This is a genomic window from Pseudomonas sp. B21-012, from assembly GCF_024749305.1.
Classification (GTDB): Bacteria; Pseudomonadota; Gammaproteobacteria; order Pseudomonadales; family Pseudomonadaceae; genus Aquipseudomonas.
Map to the genome: position 1 here is coordinate 815,695 of NZ_CP087197.1, position 18,684 is coordinate 834,378.

Consider the following 18,684-nt stretch of genomic DNA (forward strand, 5'->3'; position numbering starts at 1 on the left):
CCCGGTGAAGGGGCGGGTGGGCCGAGCTTAAGCCTGGGTGACGTACTTGGCCAGGCGTGGATCGCTTTTCAGCACTGCGAGGGTGTTGCTGTGTACATCTTCAGCCGTGACATCGGCGGTCTTGAAGATGTCCTGGAAGTGTTGATGGGTAACCGCGGCGAAGTGCGCGCGATCTTCCGGTGCGACACCGAGCACCACGGCATAGGTGGTCAGTGCTTCACCTTGACCCTTGGCCATGTCTTCGGAGAGTTCGTTCATCATGCCGTTCATGGCGAACCATGATTTACCGCCATAGGTCAGCGCAGCGTTGGTCGAGCAGCCGTTGGTGCCCGAGGTCATGCCGAAAGTGGCGTTGCCGGAGGTGCCGTTGGTGGTGGATGCAAGGAAGTGGGCCGGTGTGCCGCGTTGGCCCTCGAACAGCATGTTGCCCCAGCCGCAATCCGGTCCGCCAGGGGCCTGGGCCATGGCATTGAGGGAGACCGCGGTGAACAGAGTACCCAGAAGAATCCGTTTCATAGCATTGTTCTCTTTCTAGAATTACATACCAAAGGTCAGGGTTGTCTGGCATATCTGTAGGACCAGTTGCCAGGGCGGGTCGGTTATTTACCCAGCCGCGCAGTTTGGAGTTTAGGCACGATCTAAGGGTTCCGTGATTTATTGCGAAAGATTGCCTGAAAATATTGACGTAGATCGGCTTTTCGCCCCTGCGACAATTAGCAGCGATGAGCCTTGCAACGTGCACGCGCACGGCGCCAGAATGCTGACATCCGCCCCGCCGAAGTAAGGAAGCCCGATGCCCGATCCTGTCGCTGCGAGCCTGCGTCTTGCGCCCGAAGCCCTGACCCGGCCGTTTTCCGCTGAACAGTTCGCTTTTTCCACCACCAATGATCTGGAGCCTTTTCGCGGTGTGCTTGGCCAGGAGCGTGCAGTCGAAGCCTTGCAGTTCGGCGTCGCCATGCCGCGTCCCGGGTATAACGTCTTCGTCATGGGCGAGCCCGGCACTGGTCGTTTCTCGTTCGTCAAACGCTACCTCAAGGCCGAAGGCAAGCGCCTGCAAACGCCGTCGGACTGGGTCTATGTCAACAACTACGACGAGCCACGCGAGCCGCGCGCGCTGGAGTTGCCACCGGGCAGCGCCGGTGCGTTCATCAGCGACATCGGTGGCCTGATCGACAACCTGCTGGCAACCTTTCCGGCAGTGTTCGAGCACCCGTCCTACCAGCAGAAAAAAAGCGCCATCGACCGCGCCTTCAACCAGCGATACGACCGTGCCCTGGATGTGATCGAGCGCGCCTCGCTGGAAAAGGACGTGGCCCTGTACCGCGACAGCAGCAACGTTGCCTTCACCCCGATGGCTGACGGCAAGGCGCTGGACGAAGCGGAATTTGCGCAGCTGCCGGAAGCCGAGCGCGAGCGTTTCCACGACGATATCGCCGCGCTGGAAGAACGCCTCAACGAAGAACTGGCGAGCCTGCCGCAATGGAAGCGCGAATCGAGCAACCAGCTGCGTCAACTCAACGAAGAAACCATCACCCTGGCCTTGCAGCCATTGCTGGCGCCGCTGTCTGAAAAGTACGCCGAGAACGCCGCCGTCTGTGCCTACCTGCAGGCCATGCAGGTCTACCTGCTGCGCACTGTGGTCGAGCAACTGGTTGATGACAGCAAGACCGACGCCCAGGCGCGCAAGCTGCTCGAAGAGCAATACGCACCGAGCCTGGTGGTCGGCCATCACGTCAGTGGCGGTGCGCCGGTGGTGTTCGAGCCGCACCCGACCTACGACAACCTGTTTGGCCGAATCGAGTACAGCACCGACCAGGGCGCGCTGTACACCACCTACCGGCAACTGCGTCCGGGTGCCCTGCACCGGGCCAACGGCGGCTTCCTGATTCTGGAAGCCGAGAAAATGCTCAGCGAGCCGTTTGTCTGGGACGCGCTCAAGCGCGCCCTGCAGTCGCGCAAGCTGAAGATGGAATCGCCGTTGGGCGAGTTCGGTCGCCTGGCCACCGTGACCCTCAACCCGCAGATGATCCCGCTGAACATCAAGGTGGTGATCATCGGTGCGCGCCAGCTGTACTACGCCCTGCAGGATCACGATCCGGACTTCCAGGAGATGTTCCGGGTGCTGGTTGACTTCGACGAAGACATCCCCATGGTCGACGAGAGCCTGGAGCAGTTCGCCCAGTTGCTCAAGACCCGCACCAGCGAGGAGGGCATGGCGCCGCTGAGCGCCGACGCGGTGGCGCGCCTGGCGACCTACAGCGCACGCCTGGCCGAGCACCAGGGGCGTTTGTCGGCGCGTATTGGTGATTTGTTCCAGCTGGTCAGCGAGGCAGACTTTATCCGCCACCTGGCCAATGACGAAATGACCGACGCCGGGCACATCGAACGTGCGCTCAAGGCCAAGGCCACGCGCACCGGCCGTGTGTCGGCGCGGATTCTCGACGACATGCTGGCCGGCATCATCCTCATCGATACCGACGGCGCCGCGGTGGGCAAGTGCAACGGCCTGACCGTACTGGAAGTCGGCGATTCAGCGTTCGGTGTGCCGGCGCGGATCTCCGCCACGGTCTACCCCGGCGGCAGCGGTATCGTCGACATCGAGCGCGAGGTCAACCTCGGCCAGCCGATCCACTCCAAGGGGGTGATGATCCTCACCGGTTACCTGGGCAGCCGTTATGCCCAGGAATTCCCCCTGGCGATCTCCGCGAGTATCGCCCTGGAGCAGTCCTACGGTTATGTCGACGGCGACAGCGCCTCGCTGGGCGAGGCCTGCACGCTGATCTCGGCCTTGTCGAAAACCCCGCTCAAGCAGTGCTTCGCCATCACCGGCTCGATCAACCAGTTCGGTGAAGTGCAGGCGGTCGGTGGGGTCAACGAGAAGATCGAGGGCTTCTTCCGCCTTTGTGAGGCCCGTGGCCTGACTGGCGAGCAGGGCGCGATCATCCCGCGTGCCAACGTTGCCACGCTGATGCTCGACGAGCGGGTGCTGCAGGCGGTACGCGCCGGCATGTTCCACGTCTATGCCGTAAGCCAGGCCGACGAGGCCCTGAGCCTTTTGGTCGGTGAACCTGCCGGTGAGCCGGATGAAGAAGGCCAGTTCCCGGAAGGCAGTGTCAACGCCCGGGTCGTCGAGCGCTTGCGGGTAATTGCCGAGATGATCAGCGAAGAGGACCTCAAGGAGGCAGAAAAGGAGCAGGCCGAGCAGGCCCTGGCCCAGGTCAAGCCGTCCTGATCTGAGTGGTACGAGTCAAAAAAACGGCGCTAAATGGAGCATGACCATTCGGCGCCGGTTTTTCCACGCATGGGCGGAATTCTTCTATTCTTCAGTTCAGGGACAGTCGTAGGTACAGGAAGAGACAGCCTTCACCTGAAGGCTGAACAAGGGTTTACCGAGGACCTCCGCCATGCCGCGCAGCCTCAGCCTCACCCGTCAATGCCTGGGCCTGGTGACCCGCATTGAATGCAGCATCCGCCCATTGGCCGGTGACAACGGCATGTGGACCCTGCTGTTTGCCGCCGGCATGGCTGGCGAGCAGCCCTCCGCGATCAAGGCTCAGGGGCCGTTTCACGGGCCGTTCGTGGCCGAATCGGTGCTCAACGCCATTGTCGACAGCCTGACCCTGCACGGTTACCAGCTGGCTGACGACCCGCAGATCTGGTGCGTGCACCTGCAAGCGCAACTGCGCCGGATCAACGGCGAGCGCGTGCATCACGTCGGCGACTTCCAGTTCCATCCGGAAACCTGAGACGCCTGCGCCGCGCCTGTGGCAGCGTGCCACGGGCTTTTTCTGTCATGGGTGGCTGTTATACTCGCGCTCGCTTTTTTGCCAACCTGACGAGTTTTCAATGGAACGTATTATCGAAAATGCGATGTATGCCTCGCGCTGGCTGCTCGCGCCCATCTATTTTGGTCTGTCGTTGGGCCTGTTGGCGCTGGCACTGAAGTTCTTCCAGGAGATCTTCCACGTCCTGCCCAACGTCTTCGCCCTGGCTGAAGCCGACCTGATCCTGGTGCTGCTGTCGCTGATCGACATGGCCCTGGTCGGCGGCCTGCTGGTGATGGTGATGATTTCCGGTTACGAGAACTTCGTCTCGCAGCTGGATATCGACGAAGACAAGGAAAAACTCAGCTGGCTGGGCAAGATGGACTCGTCTTCGCTGAAGATGAAAGTCGCAGCCTCGATCGTGGCGATTTCCTCGATCCACCTGCTGCGGGTGTTCATGGACGCGCGCAACATCGAGACTCAGTACCTGATGTGGTACGTGATCATTCACATGACCTTCGTGGTCTCGGCCTTTGCCATGGGTTACCTGGACAAGGTCACCAAGCACTGATCAGGTGTTGTGCCAGTCAAATACCGCCCGTCCGTTGCAAAACGGACGGGCGGTTGCGTTTTTGCCTTGTGCTTTGTCTGCCACTGTACAAAAAATGAACGGTCACTCGAAGTTCCAGTAACGAGGTATCGCGATGAACCTTCAACAACTGAACACCGAGGCCAGGGCCGGTCATGTCGATGAACTAAACCTGATCGCCATCGAGGGCGGGGACTTCATTATCGAAGCCCGGGTCAAAGGCCGTGCATATCCCTTGGCAGATAAGCGTGGACGGCGTCTGCAAGTGCATTCAGTGGTCGACGCGCAGCGATTGATTGACGGCCTGCCCGCTGTACCGCTGCACCTGGTGCACTGGTCGATGGACGACGAGATGTGCGGTGGTGACGACGCCGGTGACGGCGACCTGAAAATCCCGATGCCACGACGTTCGGCCTGGTAGCTGATCTGCGCAAGCGCAGTGTGCTAGGCTGCTCGCCCTTTTCATAAAGGGCGCGGCTGTCGTGCGCCCTGCAGCGGAGCAAGCAAATGTCCGAACTCAACCTGTCTACCGACGAAACTCGCGTCAGCTACGGCATCGGCCGTCAGCTGGGTGGCCAACTGCGTGACAACCCGCCACCAGGTGTGAACCTGGACGCCATCCTGGCCGGCCTGACCGACGCCTTCAACGGCCAGGACAGCCGCGTCAGCGAAGCCGACCTGTCGGCCAGCTTCAAGGTTATCCGCGAAATCATGCAAGCCGAAGCTGCGGCCAAGGCCGAAGCTGCCGCTGGCGAAGGCAAGGCTTTCCTGGCTGAAAACGCCAAGCGTGACGGCATCACCACCCTGGCTTCGGGCCTGCAGTTCGAAGTACTGACTGCTGGCGAAGGCGCCAAGCCAAGCCGCGACGACAGCGTGCGTACCCACTACCACGGCACCCTGATCGACGGCACCGTGTTCGACAGCTCCTACGAGCGCGGCCAGCCAGCAGAGTTCCCGGTCAGCGGCGTGATCGCCGGCTGGACCGAAGCCCTGCAACTGATGAACGCCGGTAGCAAATGGCGCCTGTACGTGCCGAGCGAGCTGGCTTACGGCGCTCAGGGTGTTGGCAGCATCCCGCCGCACAGCGTGCTGGTGTTCGACGTCGAGCTGCTGGACGTTCTGTAAGACCGATCGCGGGGCAAGCCCGCTCCTACACAATTCGGGTAGGAGCGGGCCTGCCCCGCGATGCTGTTCAGTTCCAATCGGTTCCACCGCCAGGGCGCAACGCCCGGGCATAGCAAAACAGGAACAGGTTTCGCACCAGCTCCTTGAGCACACTCGGCTCACTTGAATTCAAACCATTGAGATCCAGGTCGCCCTGGTCGCGCAGTTCGTCCAGTGCTTCTTCTTCAAGCACGGCACATACCTCGCCGGTTTCCCGGTGCAGGATGCGCAGGTAAGGATGGGGGCGGTCAAGCCAAGCGTCTATCAGATAAGTCATGGCTATTCTCCTTGAAAGCGTTCAATGAGAATAATTCTTATTATCAAAATAGCAAGTGCCTATTGGCGGTTTTTTCCCGCCGGTGGGTTGTCGAGGCCGCAGCGCGACCCCGAAACCCGGCAGAATCAGACCTTGCGGACGAATTCCGATTTCAGCTTCATCGGGCCGATGCCATCGATCTTGCAGTCGATGTCGTGGTCGCCATCGCACAGGCGGATGTTCTTGACCTTGGTGCCGACCTTGACCACCAGCGAGGTGCCCTTGACCTTGAGGTCCTTGATCACGGTGATGGTGTCGCCGTCCTGCAGGACGTTGCCCACCGCATCCTTCTTCACCGCTTCGTCGCTGGCCGCTTCGGCTTCACCGGCAGCCGACCACTCGTGGGCGCACTCGGGGCAGATCAGCTGGGCGCCGTCTTCGTAGGTGTATTCGGAGTTGCATTTGGGGCAGGGTGGCAAAGTGCTCACTAAGGTTCCTCAAGACGTACAGGTACAAAACCTACATTGTATAGGGTTTTGTCCGTCAGAGGCTAATCGGGCCCATCGAGCGATGGGCCGGGGCAGGGGCAATCAGTGCGTGCGGGCGACGGCGAATTCGCTGAGTTCGACCAGTGCATCGCGGTATTCGCTGGCCGGCAGCACGTCCAGGCAGGCGATGGCGCGGGCCACGTAGTCGCGGGCCAGCTTGGCGGTGTAGTCCAGCGAGCCCGAGGCTTCAACGGCCGCGCGGATGCTCTCGAGGTCTTCGATGCCGCCTTTCTGGATGGCCTGGCGGACCAGCGCAGCCTGTTCGGCGGTGCCTTCGCGCATGGTGTAGATCAGCGGCAGGGTCGGCTTGCCTTCGGCCAGGTCGTCACCGACGTTCTTGCCCAGGGTTTGCGCATCGCCCTTGTAGTCGAGCAGGTCGTCGACCAGCTGGAAGGCCACGCCCAGGTGGTCGCCGAAGGTGCGCAGGGCTTCGCTCTGCTCCTCGGTGGCCTGGGCCAGGGCTGCGGCGCTGTGGGTCGAGGCCTCGAACAGCATCGCGGTCTTGCCGCGGATGACGTCCATGTAGACTTCTTCGGTGGTGCTGGCGTCGCGCACTTTGGACAACTGCAGGACTTCGCCTTCGGCAATGACCCGGGTGGCCTTGGAGAGGATCTGCATGACCGGCATCGAGCCCAGCTCGACCATCATCTCGAACGAGCGCGAGTACAGGAAGTCACCGACCAGCACGCTCGGCGCGTTGCCCCACAGGGCGTTGGCGGTGGAGCGGCCACGGCGCATGCCGGACATGTCGACGACGTCGTCATGCAGCAGGGTGGCGGTGTGCAGGAACTCGATGGTGGCGGCCAGCAGGCGCAGGTCGTCGCCTTCGCGGCCCAGGGCCTTGCCGCACAGCAGCACCAGCAGCGGGCGCAGGCGCTTGCCGCCGGCCGAGGTAATGTAGTCGCCGATTTTCGATACCAGCGGTACACGCGAAGTCAGCTGTTTCTTGATAATCTCGTCAACGGCGCTGAAGTCGTCCGCTACCGCACGGTAGAAAGCTTGGGGTTGCATCGGCCACAGGTGCTCCATAAAGGTTGCGCGGCATGCTAGGTCGCGGGTCCCGGCGTGTCAAGGCGCACTGCCCGCGGGCCGGGGGTGGGACTTGCAAGCAAAGCGGGGCTTGCGTACAATCGCGCACCCTGAACTTCCTGGGCAGCACCTGCCTTACGCAATTGCACTGGGCCGTTCCAGCCCTATGCAGCCATGCCAGCCAATACTCTTCCTATAAAGAGCTGGGTGAGCAGGATTATCGGAGAAATACCCATGTACGCAGTAATTGTTACCGGTGGCAAGCAGTACAAAGTCGCCGAAGGTGAATACCTGAAAATCGAAAAACTGGAAATCGCCACTGGCGAATCCGTGACTTTCGACCGCGTTCTGTTGGTTGCCAATGGCGACGACGTGAACATCGGCGCTCCAGTCGTTGCTGGTGCCAAGGTTGTTGCTGAAGTGATCTCCCAAGGTCGTCACGACAAAGTGCGCATCATCAAGTTCCGCCGCCGTAAGCACCACATGAAGCGTATGGGCCACCGCCAGTGGTTCACCGAAATCAAGATCACCGGTATTTCGGCTTAATCGCCTGAATCCATTTCTGGAGAATTTGAACCATGGCACACAAAAAAGCTGGTGGTAGTACCCGTAACGGTCGCGACTCAGAAGCCAAACGCCTTGGCGTGAAGATGTATGGCGGCCAGGCTATCATCCCTGGCAACATCATCGTGCGTCAGCGCGGCACCCAATTCCACGCTGGCTACGGCGTTGGCATGGGTAAAGATCACACCCTGTTCGCCAAGATCGCGGGTAAGATCAAGTTCGAAGTTAAAGGCGCCTTCGGTCGTCGTTACGTGAGCGTTGTCGCCGAGTAATCGCGCGAACGCTGGAAAAGCCCTGTCTCGCGACGGGGCTTTTTCGTTTGTGGGGTGAGTCTCTTGCAAAGCTGTTTGTATGGGCTGCCGGCGTGGGTTGTTACTGTCGTGACGGGGCCGCCGCGCTCACTTTTGCAAGAGCCTTATGTCTTTGTGTCACTCAGCTCGTCCAGCTGACGAGAGGCGGTTTTTATGAAGTTTGTTGACGAAGTATCGATCCGGGTCAAAGCCGGTGACGGCGGTAACGGTTGCATGAGCTTCCGCCGCGAAAAATTCATCGAGAACGGTGGTCCCAACGGCGGTGACGGTGGCGACGGCGGCTCGGTATACATGGTTGCCGACGATAACCTCAACACCCTGGTCGACTACCGTTACACCCGTCACTTCGAAGCCCAGCGCGGCTCCAACGGCGGCAGCACCGACTGCACCGGCAAGAAGGGCGACGACCTGATCCTGCGCGTGCCGGTCGGCACCACGGTGATCGACTCGGCCACCCAGGAAGTCATCGGCGACCTGGTCAAGCCAGGCCAGAAGCTGATGGTGGTCCAGGGCGGCTGGCACGGCCTGGGCAACACCCGTTTCAAATCCAGTACCAACCGTGCGCCACGCCAGACCACTCCGGGCAAACCGGGTGAGCAGCGTGACCTGAAACTGGAAATGAAAGTACTGGCCGACGTCGGCCTGCTGGGCCTGCCGAACGCCGGCAAGAGTACCTTCATCCGCTCGGTATCGGCCGCCAAGCCGAAAGTCGCCGACTACCCGTTCACCACCCTGGTGCCGAACCTGGGCGTGGTCAGCGTCGACCGCTGGAAGAGCTTTGTCATCGCCGACATTCCCGGCCTGATCGAAGGTGCCTCCGACGGTGCCGGCCTGGGTATCCGCTTCCTCAAGCACCTGGCGCGTACCCGCCTGCTGCTGCACCTCGTCGACCTCGCGCCGCTGGATGAAAGCAGCAGCGCCGATGCCGCTGAAGTCATCGTCAACGAGCTGACCCGCTTCAGCCCGTCGCTGGCCGAGCGTGATCGCTGGCTGGTGCTGAACAAGACCGACATGCTGATGGACGACGAGCGTGACGAGCGGGTCAAGGAAGTGGTCGAGCGCCTGCAGTGGGAAGGCCCGGTCTATGTGATCTCGGCCATCTCCAAGCAGGGCACCGAGCAGCTCAGCCGCGACATCATGCGCTACCTCGAAGACCGCGCCGACCGCCTGGCCAACGACCCGGCCTACGCCGAAGAGCTGACCGAGCTCGACCAGCGCATCGAAGACGAAGCCCGTGCCCAGCTGCAGGCCCTGGACGACGCTCGCGCCCTGCGCCGCAGCGGGGTCAAGAGCGTGCACGACATCGGCGACGACGATGACGATGATTGGGACGAGGACGACGAAGACGGCCCGGAAATCATTTACGTGCGCGACTGATTCGTTGCAGTACACTAAACGCCGCTCTCAGGAGCGGCGTTTTGGTATCTAAAGATCTGAATAGGTTGGAAGAAGATGCGGAGCAAGGTGACGGGTGCGCAGCGCTGGGTCGTGAAAATCGGCAGTGCCCTGCTGACAGCAGATGGCAAGGGCCTGGATCGCGCGGCCATGGGTGTCTGGGTCGAGCAGATGGTGGCGTTGCATGAGGCAGGTGTCGAGTTGGTGCTGGTGTCGTCCGGGGCGGTTGCCGCGGGGATGAGCCGTTTGGGCTGGGCCAAGCGACCGAGTGCGATGAACGAGCTGCAGGCGGCGGCCTCGATCGGCCAGATGGGCCTGGTGCAGGCCTGGGAGTCGAGCTTTGCCGAGCATGGCCGGCATACCGCGCAGATCCTCCTGACCCACGACGACCTGTCGGACCGCAAGCGTTACCTCAATGCCCGCAGCACCCTGCGCACCCTGGTGGAGCTGGGCGTGGTGCCGGTGATCAACGAAAACGACACCGTGGTCACCGACGAGATCCGCTTCGGCGACAACGACACCCTGGCGGCGCTGGTGGCCAACCTGGTCGAAGCCGACCTGCTGGTGATCCTCACCGACCGCGACGGCATGTTCGACGCCGACCCGCGCAACAACCCTGATGCGCAGCTGATTTACGAAGCCCGTGCCGACGATCCGAGCCTCGACGCCGTGGCCGGCGGCACCGGCGGCGCCCTGGGCCGTGGCGGCATGCAGACCAAGCTGCGTGCCGCGCGCCTGGCGGCGCGTTCCGGTGCCCACACGATCATCGTCGGTGGGCGCCTTGAGCGCGTGCTCGACCGCCTCAAGGCGGGCGAGCGCCTGGGCACCTTGCTGTCGCCTGAGCGCGGCATGCTCGCCGCGCGCAAGCAGTGGCTGGCCGGGCACCTGCAGACTCGCGGCACCCTGGTGCTCGACGAGGGCGCGGCGAAGGCTTTGCGCAAGGACAACAAGAGCCTGCTGCCGGTCGGTGTGAAGACCGTGCAGGGCAGCTTCCGCCGTGGCGAGATGGTGGTTTGCGTCGGCCCGGATGGCCTAGAGGTCGCCCGCGGCCTGGCCAACTACAGCGCCCTGGAAGCACAGAAAATCATTGGCCAGCCGTCTGACGCGATCGAGGGCCTGCTGGGCTACATCGCCGAGCCGGAGCTGGTGCACCGCGACAACCTGATTCTGGTCTGAGGAACTACCTGTGTTCAAAGGGATGATTGCAGCGGCGCTGCTGGCGTTGCCGGTAATGGCATCGGCCGAGGAGATTGGCCAGGTATCGACGGTGTTCAAGATCGTCGGGCCGAATGACCGCATCGTTGTCGAGGCGTTTGATGACCCCAAGGTCGAGGGCGTGACCTGCTATCTGTCACGGGCCAAGACTGGCGGACTGAAAGGTGGCCTGGGCCTGGCTGAAGACCGCGCCGAGGCGTCGATCGCCTGCCGTCAGGTCGGGCCGATTCGCTTCAAGGAGCAGCTCAAGGACGGTGACGAGGTGTTCAAGGAGCGCACCTCGCTGGTGTTCAAGACCATGCAAGTGGTGCGTTTCCTCGACAAGAAGCGCAATACCCTGGTCTACCTGGTGTACTCCGACCGGGTCATCGAAGGCAGCCCGCAGAATGCGGTGACGGCGATTCCGATCCTGCCGTGGGCCCAGCAGTAACACCGGGTTGAGTTCATCGCGGGGCAAGTCGGGTCGCCGCACCGCCGCTCCCACTGGACCGGTGGGAGCGGCGGTGCGGCGACCCGACTTGCCCCGCGATTAGTTTCAGGCTGAAGCTTCTTCCTCTTCTTCTTTGCGCACTACCGCCTTCTCCACATCCCGGCGGCTGATGTACTTCCAGTCTGCCTCGTCGATATAGATGCCGTTCGGCCCGCTGCCGCCTTCCAGGTCGATGGCGACATGCGCCGAAACCTGCGGCTTGACGCTCGCCAGAATCGGTACGAAGCCCAGCTGCAAGCTGGTTTCCAGCAGCGCTGCCTGGTTGCGTTCGTCGATGTCGGCCGCTTCGTCCAGGTAGTACGGCAGGCGTACGCGGCCGGCCAGGTCGCGGTCCATCAGGTGCAGCAACAAGTACATGTTGGTCAGCGCCTTGATGGTCATGGTGGTGCCGTTGGACGCCGCACCGTCGATGTCGGTGTGGATCACCGGCTGGCCACCGACCTTGGTGATCTCGAAGGCCAGTTCGAACAGGTCCTTGAGGCCCAGCTGGTTGTGGTTGGCCGCGACCAGGCGCGCCAGGTATTCCTTGGCCTCTTCGTTCTTGTTGTCCTGCTCGGCGCTGGCGCTGAGGTCGAACACCGACAGGGTCTCGCCTTCCTCGTACTGGCCGGCGCTGTGGATGATCTGGTCGATGTGCTTGAGCGCTTCCTTGTTGGGTGCCAAAACGATACGGAAGCTCTGCAGGTTGGAGACCTGGCGCTTGTTGATCTCGCGGTTGAACAGCGCCAGTTGGTGCTCGAGGCTGTCGTAGTCACTGCGAATGTTGCGCAGGGTCCGGGCGATGTCGGTGACCGCAGCGCGGCGCGCCTTGCCCAGGGTCAGGGCTTCTTCGGTGCGGTGCGAGTAGGCGTTGATCAGCAGTTGCAGGCGGCGCTCCATGTCGTCTTCGCTGTCGAACTTGGCCACGCCCTTGAGGCGTACCTGGGCATACAGCGCCTCGATCTGGCCATCGACCCGCAGCAGGCCCTGCCAGCTGTCCTGGTAGTCGTTGAGCAGCGGCAGCAAGTTGTCCATGCTGTCGTCGACCGGTTCCATGAACGGCGTGCCGAACGGCAGGTCGGCGGGTAGCAGCTGGCGGCGACGCAGGGCGTCGTCGAGGGTGCGCTGCTTGGCTTCCATGTCGGCGATCTGCCGGCCGACCAGTTGCAGCTTGGCCGACAGCTGCTGGACGCGTTCGGTGAAGGCGTCGCTGGAGCGCTTGAGCTCGTCCTGGGCCGCTTCCATCTGCGCCAGTTGCTCGAGTTTGTCGCCTTCCTCGGCGGACAGGGTCTCGCTGCGGCGGAAGTCTTCCAGGGCCTTTTGTGCATCCAGTACCTGTTGGTACAGGGCTTCGGTCTGGGTCTTGCTCGCGGCGCGGTCGGCGGCTACCGCCTGCTGGGTCTTGAGCTGCTTGAGTTCTTTTTCCAGGCGCTCCTTCTGGTCGCGCAGGGCAGCGCGGTCGGCCAGGGCCTGCAGGGCAGGCGGCTCGATGTGCGAGAGGTCGATGGACAGACCCGGGGCCTCGAAGCGCTCGCCCTTGAAGCCGTCGAGTACCGCTTCCAGGGATTTGACCCAGACATCGCTGTCGTCCAGCTCGATGCCGCGCTCGCCCAGCGGCAGGCTGAACAGCGCACCATTGAACAGGCGCATCAGGCGTTCGACGTCCTGCTGCGAGAACTCTTCACGCAGGCGCGCGTAGCTGTTGTTGTCGGCGTGGTCGAGCTGCTGTTTGACTGACTTCAGGCGTTTTTCCAGCTCGCGCAGACGCTCTTCGAGGTCTTCGGCGCTGAACTGGCGCGACTGCGCCAGGGCACCGGCCAGTTCGTCGTGGGCGTCCTTGGCGGCCAGCAGTTGCTGTTCCAGGACCTTGACGTCATCGACCAGGGCGAAGCGATGCTTGAGCACCGACAACTCGCCGAGCCAGCGCTGCACGCCAGTGATCTCGCGCTCCAGGCGCATCAGTTCCTGGGTGCCGCCACGCTGGTCGTTCTGCAGGCTGTCCTGTTCGTTCTTGTAGTGCTCGGCCTGGATCACCAGCTCTTCTTTGCGCGCGCTGGCGTAGTCCTGCCAGGTGCCGAGCAGCGAGTCGAGCAGTGGCGATAGGCGATGCAGCTTGCCGCGCAGGATGTCGCGCTGGGCTACGCCATTGGCCAGGGCCTCGACCAGCGGGCCGGCGGCGACCAGCGAGTTGTAGTCCTGCTCCATGCGCCGTACGTCGCGGAAGGCTTCTTCGCAGGCGGCGATGTAGTCGACGCTGCCCGAACGCAGGCTGTGCTCGAAGGCGTCGAGGAACAGCTGCTTGAGCTTGGCCGCGGTGATCTCGCGCATGTGCAGCAGGTTGATGAACAGCGCGCGGAAGGTCTTCAGGCTCTGCTCGCTGGTGGAGCGCAGCGGGATCAGGGTCAGGTCCAGCGGGATCGAGGTGTGGCCGCCGACCAGCAGGCGGCGCAGCTCGTCAGGCTTGAGCTCGTAGGCCTTGAGGCCGTTGCGCTCAAGGTTGCTGAACAGCTCTTTCTGGCGCAGGCAGGTGTCGTTCTTCTGGTAGTGGGCCAGGTCCAGTTCGCCGGCATAGGCGAAGAACTGGTGACCGAAACCGCCACCCGGGCCGCGGCCGACCACGCCGATCACGTGTGGGCCGTGGGGCAGGTTGACTTCGCAGAGGATGTAGCTGGTGTCGGTGGCAAAGTAGAAGCGGCGCGACTGCTCGAGGCTGTACTTGCCGAAGCTCATGTCCGACATGCGTGCCAGGATCGGGAACTGCAAGGCGTTGATCGAGGCACTCTTGCCCAGGTTGTTGGCACCGTAGACCGACAGCGGGTGTTCCAGGGGGAACAGGCCGAGGCTGTAGCCGGCGGTGTTGAGCAGTGCGAAGCGGCGAATGCCGTAGCGTTCCTGGCTCATGCGTCAATCTCCTGTTGCTCTTGCGCTATGGCTCGGGCCAGGGCGTCTTCTTCGCTTTCTTCGAACGGGCTGAGGTCCAGCGGGTCGTCGGTACGGTTGAGTTCTTCCGGGCTCTCTTCCTCGACCAGCACCGGCGTTGGCAACGGCAGGGCGCTGTGCAGGCTGGCAGCCAGGTCGCGGTCCTGCTGGACCGACAGGCAGACATCGAGGAAACGGTGCATCGGCGGCAGGAAGCGGTAGATGCCGTTCTCTTCGTGGGCAAAGCCGAGCTGGGTCATGCGGCGCATGATCTTCTCTTCCAGCTCGTCGGGGGTCTGCACTTCGGCCTGGATGAACAGGTCGCGGTATTTTTCCAGCAGCGAAGGCAGCTCGTCGCGGCCCAGGCTGCCGCCGTCGAGCACCGACATCGGGTCGCGGCCCTGGTCAGCCAGGTGCTCGACCAGGATGAAGGTGAACAGCGACAGGCGCTGGGCAGTCTTGTTGACCTGGGCGGCGGCCAGGTCCGGGACGAAGTAGTAGAAACCGCGGGTGTCGCACACCAGTTCAAAGCCCAGGGCCTTGAACAGGCCGCGGTACTGGTCCTGGAAATTCGACAGTTGGGCGTACAGCTCCGGGTCGCGGCGGCTGATGTGGAAGCCCTTGAACAGCTCGCGGAAGATCGGTGCGAGCTGGGACAGTTCGGAAAGATCAAGATGCATGGGCAGGGCTCGCAGTTGGCTCAGGCGATGGTTCGCGGCTCGATGTCAGAGCGAAGGAACGCAGGCTGACCAGGTGTTCGCGGGTGGTGTATTCGCGGCGCTCGAGGCGCGCGCGGGTAAAGCGTTTTTCCCGCGACAGGCGCGAGAACCAGTACAGCAGCTCGTCGGTGGCGCCTTCGGGCTCCTGGTCGAGCAGCCAGACCATCAGGTCCGGCAGCGGCAGGGCGTCTTCGCAGCGCTCGAGCATTTCCTTGACCGTACGCGGCGCACGCGGGGCATCGCCCTTGTGGCTCTTGTGGGCCTTGGGAAACTGCGCAGGCTTGGGCTCGAAGCGGGCCAGGGCATAGACGTAGGCTTCGACCTGGCTGGCGCTGCCGAGGAAGGTGCTCTGCGGGCGGGTGAACAGCGGCATGGCCGCCTGCGGCACGGCGTCCAGGCCTTTGCGGCGGATTACCGACAGGGCCAGGGCGGCGCCGCGGGTCACGGCGTTGTGCCGGCGCGCTTCTTCACGCAGCGGCAGCAGCAGTTCACGGGCATGGCGCAGGGTCAGCTGGGCGCTGGTCTGCATCTCGAGGATGCGCGCGTGGGTGCGCAGGAGCATGTCGTCGTCGACCAGGTGGCCCAGACGGGCCTGCTCGCCGAGCAAGCGCAGCAGCACGGTCTCGACCTTGCGCACGCCTTGCTCGAAGGCGCCATCGGCGTTGACCAGCTGGATCATCGGCTCGACATATTCGTCCCAAGTCGCCAGGACTTCGGCGTAACGCTGGCGCAGGGGGATTTGCCGGTCACTGGTCTTAGCGCGTTCGGCCACGGCGACCAGCGCCTGTTCGTCGTTGTCGAGCTTCTTCAGTACGTCACGCACGCGCATGTCGAGCAGGCGCAGCTGGCGCGCCAGGTCATTGCCGTCGCGAATCTCGAAGGCGTCCTGGATGTGCCCGGCCAGGCGCTCGAGGTGGCGCAGGTAGGCTTCGATCTCCAGGCACAGGCCCAGGCGGTGCTCGCGGCGCAGGTAAGCGAGAAAGTCATGGATCTGGGCGTTGAGCTCGAAACGGTTCGGGCTTTTTGCCACCGGCACCAGGATATCCAGGCGGATCCATACGTCGAGCAGGCTGGTGATGTCCTGGGGCGTGCTCTCCAGCTGCTGGGTGGCCAGTTGCTGGCGCAGTTCGGCCAGGCTCAGGGTGCCCCCGTCGAAGCGCTCGCACAACGGCTCGAGCAGGGCCCAGTGTTCGGCTAGGGCGCGCAGGACGCGCTTGGGTTCGATCATTGGCGGGTCGACTCGTTGCCAAATAAAAGCGCCGATTGTACTGCATCAGACGCCTGTCGATTCACCCCCTTGATCGCTTCAAGCTGCTGTCGGGCGGTTTTCTGCCGATCAACAGCGGCGCCGAGCGGCGAACAACGTTAGAATATCGGCCCTGACTTATCCACAGATGGCCGATCCTTCTTGTTAATCGAGTCCCGCCGCCGCGCTTATCTCAACGCCATGCAAGTGGTGCACTGGCTGCCGCGTGCCGAACTGCCGTTCGCCGCGCCGTCGCGCCCGCAGCTGTTGTTGCCGGTGGCGGCACTCGAGGAACCGGCGTTCGAGCCGCAGGAGCAGGCACCTGCCCCTGCCAGCGTTGCGCCGAGTGCGCCGCTGGTGCGTTCTGGCGAGCGCCCGAAGATCGAGATCCCGCGCCCAGGCAGCACGCCGAAAGTGACGGCCAAGGCGGTGGACGAAGCCGAAAAGCCCGTGGTTGCCAGGCCTGCGCCGGTACCACCGCCACGCTTTGCCCTGCAACTGCTGCGTGCCGGCAACTGCCTGCTGCTGGTCGAGCTTGCCACCGGCGAGCCGTTCCAGAGCCGCGACCCGTCCTACCTGCTGCTCAAGGACATGCTGCGCGCCGCCGGCCTGCCGGACAGCCCGCAGATCATCGGCGAGCCGGTGCGCTGGCCGTTGCTGGTGCGCGGCAACCTTGACCAGGGCCCGCAGGCCGCGACCGATTTCGTCCAGGGCTTTATCCAGGCCCGGCTTGAAGAGGCGCCGTGCGTCTGTCTGTGGCTGATTGGCCTGCCTGCCGTGCGCTTTGCCGGTGAGGCCGACGCCGAAGCTTATTACCGCGAGTTGCCGGTTGAAGGCCTGGGCGCTGCCTGGGCCTTGCCGGGGCTCGAACTGTTGATGGACGAGCCGCAGCGCAAGGCGCACGTCTGGCAAGCCATGCGCCGGCTGATGGCGCGCTGGAAACCAAGCAATGAGTGACACAATCAGCTTTCGCCGGATGACCGAGGCGGATCTGGATGCCGTACTGAAGATCGAATACGCCGCCTTCAGCCACCCCTGGACCCGCGGGATTTTCCTCGACGGGCTCAAGTCCTATGAAATCTGGCTGATGTTCGAAGGCGAGCAACAGGTCGGCCACGGCGTGATCAACGTGATCATCGACGAGGCGCACCTGCTCAACATTACCGTCAAGCCGCAAAGCCAGGGCCGCGGCCTGGGCCTGCGCCTGCTGGAAGAGCTGATGAAGCGCGCCTACGCGAGCAACGGTCGCGAGTGCTTCCTCGAAGTGCGCGCCAGCAACCAGTCGGCCTACCGCCTGTACGAGCGCTACGGCTTCAATGAAATCGGTCGCCGGCGTGACTACTACCCGGTTGCCGGCGGTCGCGAAGACGCCCTGGTCATGGCCTGCACCCTGTTCGAGTAACGGCTCAGGGTTCGCGCTTGCCGTCCAGCGGATCGCGCCGGGCCAGTTCCGCTTCATCCAGGCCGTTGCCGCCGCCGATGTCATCTTCGTCGACTACGCTCAAATCCCAGTCTGCCGGGTGATCCGCACCGGCTTAGCCGGGCGAGCGGGCGCCGTCTTCGGGGATGAGGGTTTCTGGCTCGAGGTCGTCGTCGGTTGGGTCGAAACCGGCATCGACATTGGGGGTATCCTTGTCAAAGTGCAGTTCTTCAACCGAGCCCATGCGGTCTTCGTCGGTGTCGATCGGGGCGGGTTGCGGGGCGTGCAGCGGGCGGTGTTCCTGGCTCATGGTCGATCCTCCTGCGGGTGGGCGTATGCGGTGGACCTGACGGTTGGCCGAAGATTCAAAGGCGTGACCTGAACGGGCCGGCGCCTGTCACAAGATGCGCACCAACCATGAGGCTTGAACATGCACGATCTACAAGAACTGATTGATAACAACGCGCGCTGGGCCGATGCGATCAAGCAGGAAGATCCGGATTTCTTCGCCAAGCTCGCGCGTCAGCAGACTCCGGAATTCCTCTGGATCGGCTGCTCGGACGCCCGGGTTCCGGCCAACGAGATCGTCGGCATGTTGCCGGGCGATCTGTTCGTTCATCGCAATGTCGCCAACGTGGTGCTGCACACCGACCTCAACTGCCTGTCGGTGATCCAGTACGCGGTGGACGTGCTCAAGGTCAAGCATATCCTGGTCACCGGCCACTACGGTTGCGGCGGGGTACGGGCCTCGATGCAGGATCGCCAATTGGGCCTGATCGACGGCTGGCTGCGTTCGATTCGCGACCTGTACTACGAGAACCGCGTGGAGCTGGCCAGGCTTGCGACCGAGGAAGAGCGGGTGGACCGCCTGTGCGAGCTGAACGTGATCCAGCAGGTGGCCAATGTCGGCCATACCACCATCGTCCAGAATGCCTGGCACCGTGGCCAGAGCCTGTCGGTGCATGGTTGCATTTATGGCATCAAGGATGGCCGCTGGAAGAGCCTGAACGCGACCATCAGCGGCCTCGACCAGTTGCCGCCGCAGTACCGCTTGCGTCCGCAGGACTGAGCCTATC

General features: G+C 63.0%; 20 protein-coding genes and 1 pseudogene. 13 read left to right on the forward strand and 8 right to left on the reverse strand.

Annotated elements, in window-relative coordinates:
- Nucleotides 1-27: 27 nt before the first annotated feature.
- Entirely contained in the window at nt 28-516 is a 489-nt protein-coding gene (locus tag LOY37_RS03570; protein WP_093387889.1) for a DUF3015 domain-containing protein, read from the reverse strand.
- Nucleotides 517-793: 277 nt separating this feature from the next.
- On the opposite strand from LOY37_RS03570, the gene LOY37_RS03575 reads away from it, so the two are divergent.
- From LOY37_RS03575 to LOY37_RS03595, 5 genes are all read left to right on the forward strand, one after another.
- The gene (locus LOY37_RS03575) at nt 794-3,232 is read left to right on the forward strand and encodes a Lon protease family protein (RefSeq protein WP_258716318.1); all 2,439 of its coding nucleotides are present in this window, start codon (nt 794-796) and stop codon (nt 3,230-3,232) included.
- A gap of 172 nt (nt 3,233-3,404) precedes the next feature.
- The gene (locus tag LOY37_RS03580) at nt 3,405-3,746 is read left to right on the forward strand and encodes a hypothetical protein (RefSeq protein ID WP_010226382.1); all 342 of its coding nucleotides are present in this window, start codon (nt 3,405-3,407) and stop codon (nt 3,744-3,746) included.
- Nucleotides 3,747-3,846: 100 nt separating this feature from the next.
- On the forward strand, nt 3,847-4,335 hold the full coding sequence (locus LOY37_RS03585) for a TIGR00645 family protein (RefSeq protein ID WP_038997223.1): 489 nt from the start codon (nt 3,847-3,849) through the stop codon (nt 4,333-4,335).
- A 133-nt stretch (nt 4,336-4,468) separates the two neighbouring features.
- On the forward strand, nt 4,469-4,774 hold the full coding sequence (locus LOY37_RS03590) for a DUF6482 family protein (RefSeq protein ID WP_258716319.1): 306 nt from the start codon (nt 4,469-4,471) through the stop codon (nt 4,772-4,774).
- Between the two features lie 86 nt (nt 4,775-4,860).
- On the forward strand, nt 4,861-5,478 hold the full coding sequence (locus LOY37_RS03595; protein ID WP_045195939.1) for an FKBP-type peptidyl-prolyl cis-trans isomerase: 618 nt from the start codon (nt 4,861-4,863) through the stop codon (nt 5,476-5,478).
- Nucleotides 5,479-5,545: 67 nt separating this feature from the next.
- Here the strand turns inward: LOY37_RS03595 and LOY37_RS03600 are convergent, their stop codons facing one another.
- The 3 genes from LOY37_RS03600 to LOY37_RS03610 all read right to left on the reverse strand — a co-directional run bounded on the left by LOY37_RS03600 (nt 5,546) and on the right by LOY37_RS03610 (nt 7,332).
- Nucleotides 5,546-5,794, reverse strand: a complete 249-nt coding sequence (locus LOY37_RS03600; RefSeq protein WP_038997219.1) for a hypothetical protein — start codon at nt 5,792-5,794, stop codon at nt 5,546-5,548.
- Nucleotides 5,795-5,919: 125 nt separating this feature from the next.
- Entirely contained in the window at nt 5,920-6,261 is a 342-nt protein-coding gene (locus LOY37_RS03605) for a zinc ribbon domain-containing protein YjdM (RefSeq protein WP_045195941.1), read from the reverse strand.
- A gap of 102 nt (nt 6,262-6,363) precedes the next feature.
- Nucleotides 6,364-7,332, reverse strand: coding sequence for a polyprenyl synthetase family protein (locus tag LOY37_RS03610; RefSeq protein WP_038997216.1), 969 nt, complete (start codon nt 7,330-7,332; stop codon nt 6,364-6,366).
- Between the two features lie 252 nt (nt 7,333-7,584).
- Between LOY37_RS03610 and rplU the strand changes: the two genes are divergently transcribed.
- From rplU to LOY37_RS03635, 5 genes are all read left to right on the forward strand, one after another.
- On the forward strand, nt 7,585-7,896 hold the full coding sequence (gene rplU, locus LOY37_RS03615; RefSeq protein WP_010225695.1) for a 50S ribosomal protein L21: 312 nt from the start codon (nt 7,585-7,587) through the stop codon (nt 7,894-7,896).
- Between the two features lie 32 nt (nt 7,897-7,928).
- On the forward strand, nt 7,929-8,186 hold the full coding sequence (rpmA, locus tag LOY37_RS03620) for a 50S ribosomal protein L27 (protein ID WP_010225698.1): 258 nt from the start codon (nt 7,929-7,931) through the stop codon (nt 8,184-8,186).
- A gap of 192 nt (nt 8,187-8,378) precedes the next feature.
- A complete protein-coding gene (gene cgtA, locus LOY37_RS03625; RefSeq protein WP_093387895.1) occupies nt 8,379-9,602 on the forward strand; it encodes an Obg family GTPase CgtA in 1,224 nt (407 codons plus the stop codon).
- 75 nt (nt 9,603-9,677) lie between these two features.
- Entirely contained in the window at nt 9,678-10,796 is a 1,119-nt protein-coding gene (gene proB, locus LOY37_RS03630; protein ID WP_045195944.1) for a glutamate 5-kinase, read from the forward strand.
- A 22-nt stretch (nt 10,797-10,818) separates the two neighbouring features.
- On the forward strand, nt 10,819-11,265 hold the full coding sequence (locus tag LOY37_RS03635) for a CreA family protein (RefSeq protein WP_258717169.1): 447 nt from the start codon (nt 10,819-10,821) through the stop codon (nt 11,263-11,265).
- 105 nt (nt 11,266-11,370) lie between these two features.
- Here the strand turns inward: LOY37_RS03635 and mksF are convergent, their stop codons facing one another.
- Genes mksF through mksB form a run of 3 tightly spaced genes read right to left on the reverse strand, consistent with a single transcriptional unit; the run spans nt 11,371 to nt 16,170 of the window.
- Entirely contained in the window at nt 11,371-14,205 is a 2,835-nt protein-coding gene (mksF, locus tag LOY37_RS03640) for an Mks condensin complex protein MksF (RefSeq protein ID WP_258609322.1), read from the reverse strand.
- Nucleotides 14,202-14,903, reverse strand: a complete 702-nt coding sequence (gene mksE, locus LOY37_RS03645; protein ID WP_010225708.1) for an Mks condensin complex protein MksE — start codon at nt 14,901-14,903, stop codon at nt 14,202-14,204. Before mksE ends, mksF begins: the two co-directional genes overlap by 4 nt.
- Nucleotides 14,893-16,170: an Mks condensin complex protein MksB gene (gene mksB / locus LOY37_RS03650; RefSeq protein WP_045195947.1), complete on the reverse strand. Its 1,278-nt coding sequence runs from the start codon at nt 16,168-16,170 to the stop codon at nt 14,893-14,895. The genes mksE and mksB overlap by 11 nt, the downstream gene beginning before the upstream one ends.
- Before the next feature lie 180 nt (nt 16,171-16,350).
- On the opposite strand from mksB, the gene LOY37_RS03655 reads away from it, so the two are divergent.
- Together LOY37_RS03655 and rimI are read left to right on the forward strand one after the other, a co-directional pair.
- On the forward strand, nt 16,351-17,145 hold the full coding sequence (locus LOY37_RS03655) for a hypothetical protein (RefSeq protein ID WP_045195949.1): 795 nt from the start codon (nt 16,351-16,353) through the stop codon (nt 17,143-17,145).
- Entirely contained in the window at nt 17,138-17,590 is a 453-nt protein-coding gene (gene rimI / locus LOY37_RS03660) for a ribosomal protein S18-alanine N-acetyltransferase (protein ID WP_258716320.1), read from the forward strand. The genes LOY37_RS03655 and rimI overlap by 8 nt, the downstream gene beginning before the upstream one ends.
- 4 nt (nt 17,591-17,594) lie before the next feature.
- Here rimI and LOY37_RS03665 read toward each other — a convergent pair.
- Nucleotides 17,595-17,918, reverse strand: a pseudogene (locus LOY37_RS03665) (serine kinase/phosphatase).
- 120 nt (nt 17,919-18,038) lie between these two features.
- Here LOY37_RS03665 and can point away from each other — a divergent pair.
- Entirely contained in the window at nt 18,039-18,677 is a 639-nt protein-coding gene (can, locus tag LOY37_RS03670) for a carbonate dehydratase (RefSeq protein WP_258716321.1), read from the forward strand.
- The last annotated feature ends 7 nt before the right edge of the window (nt 18,678-18,684 follow it).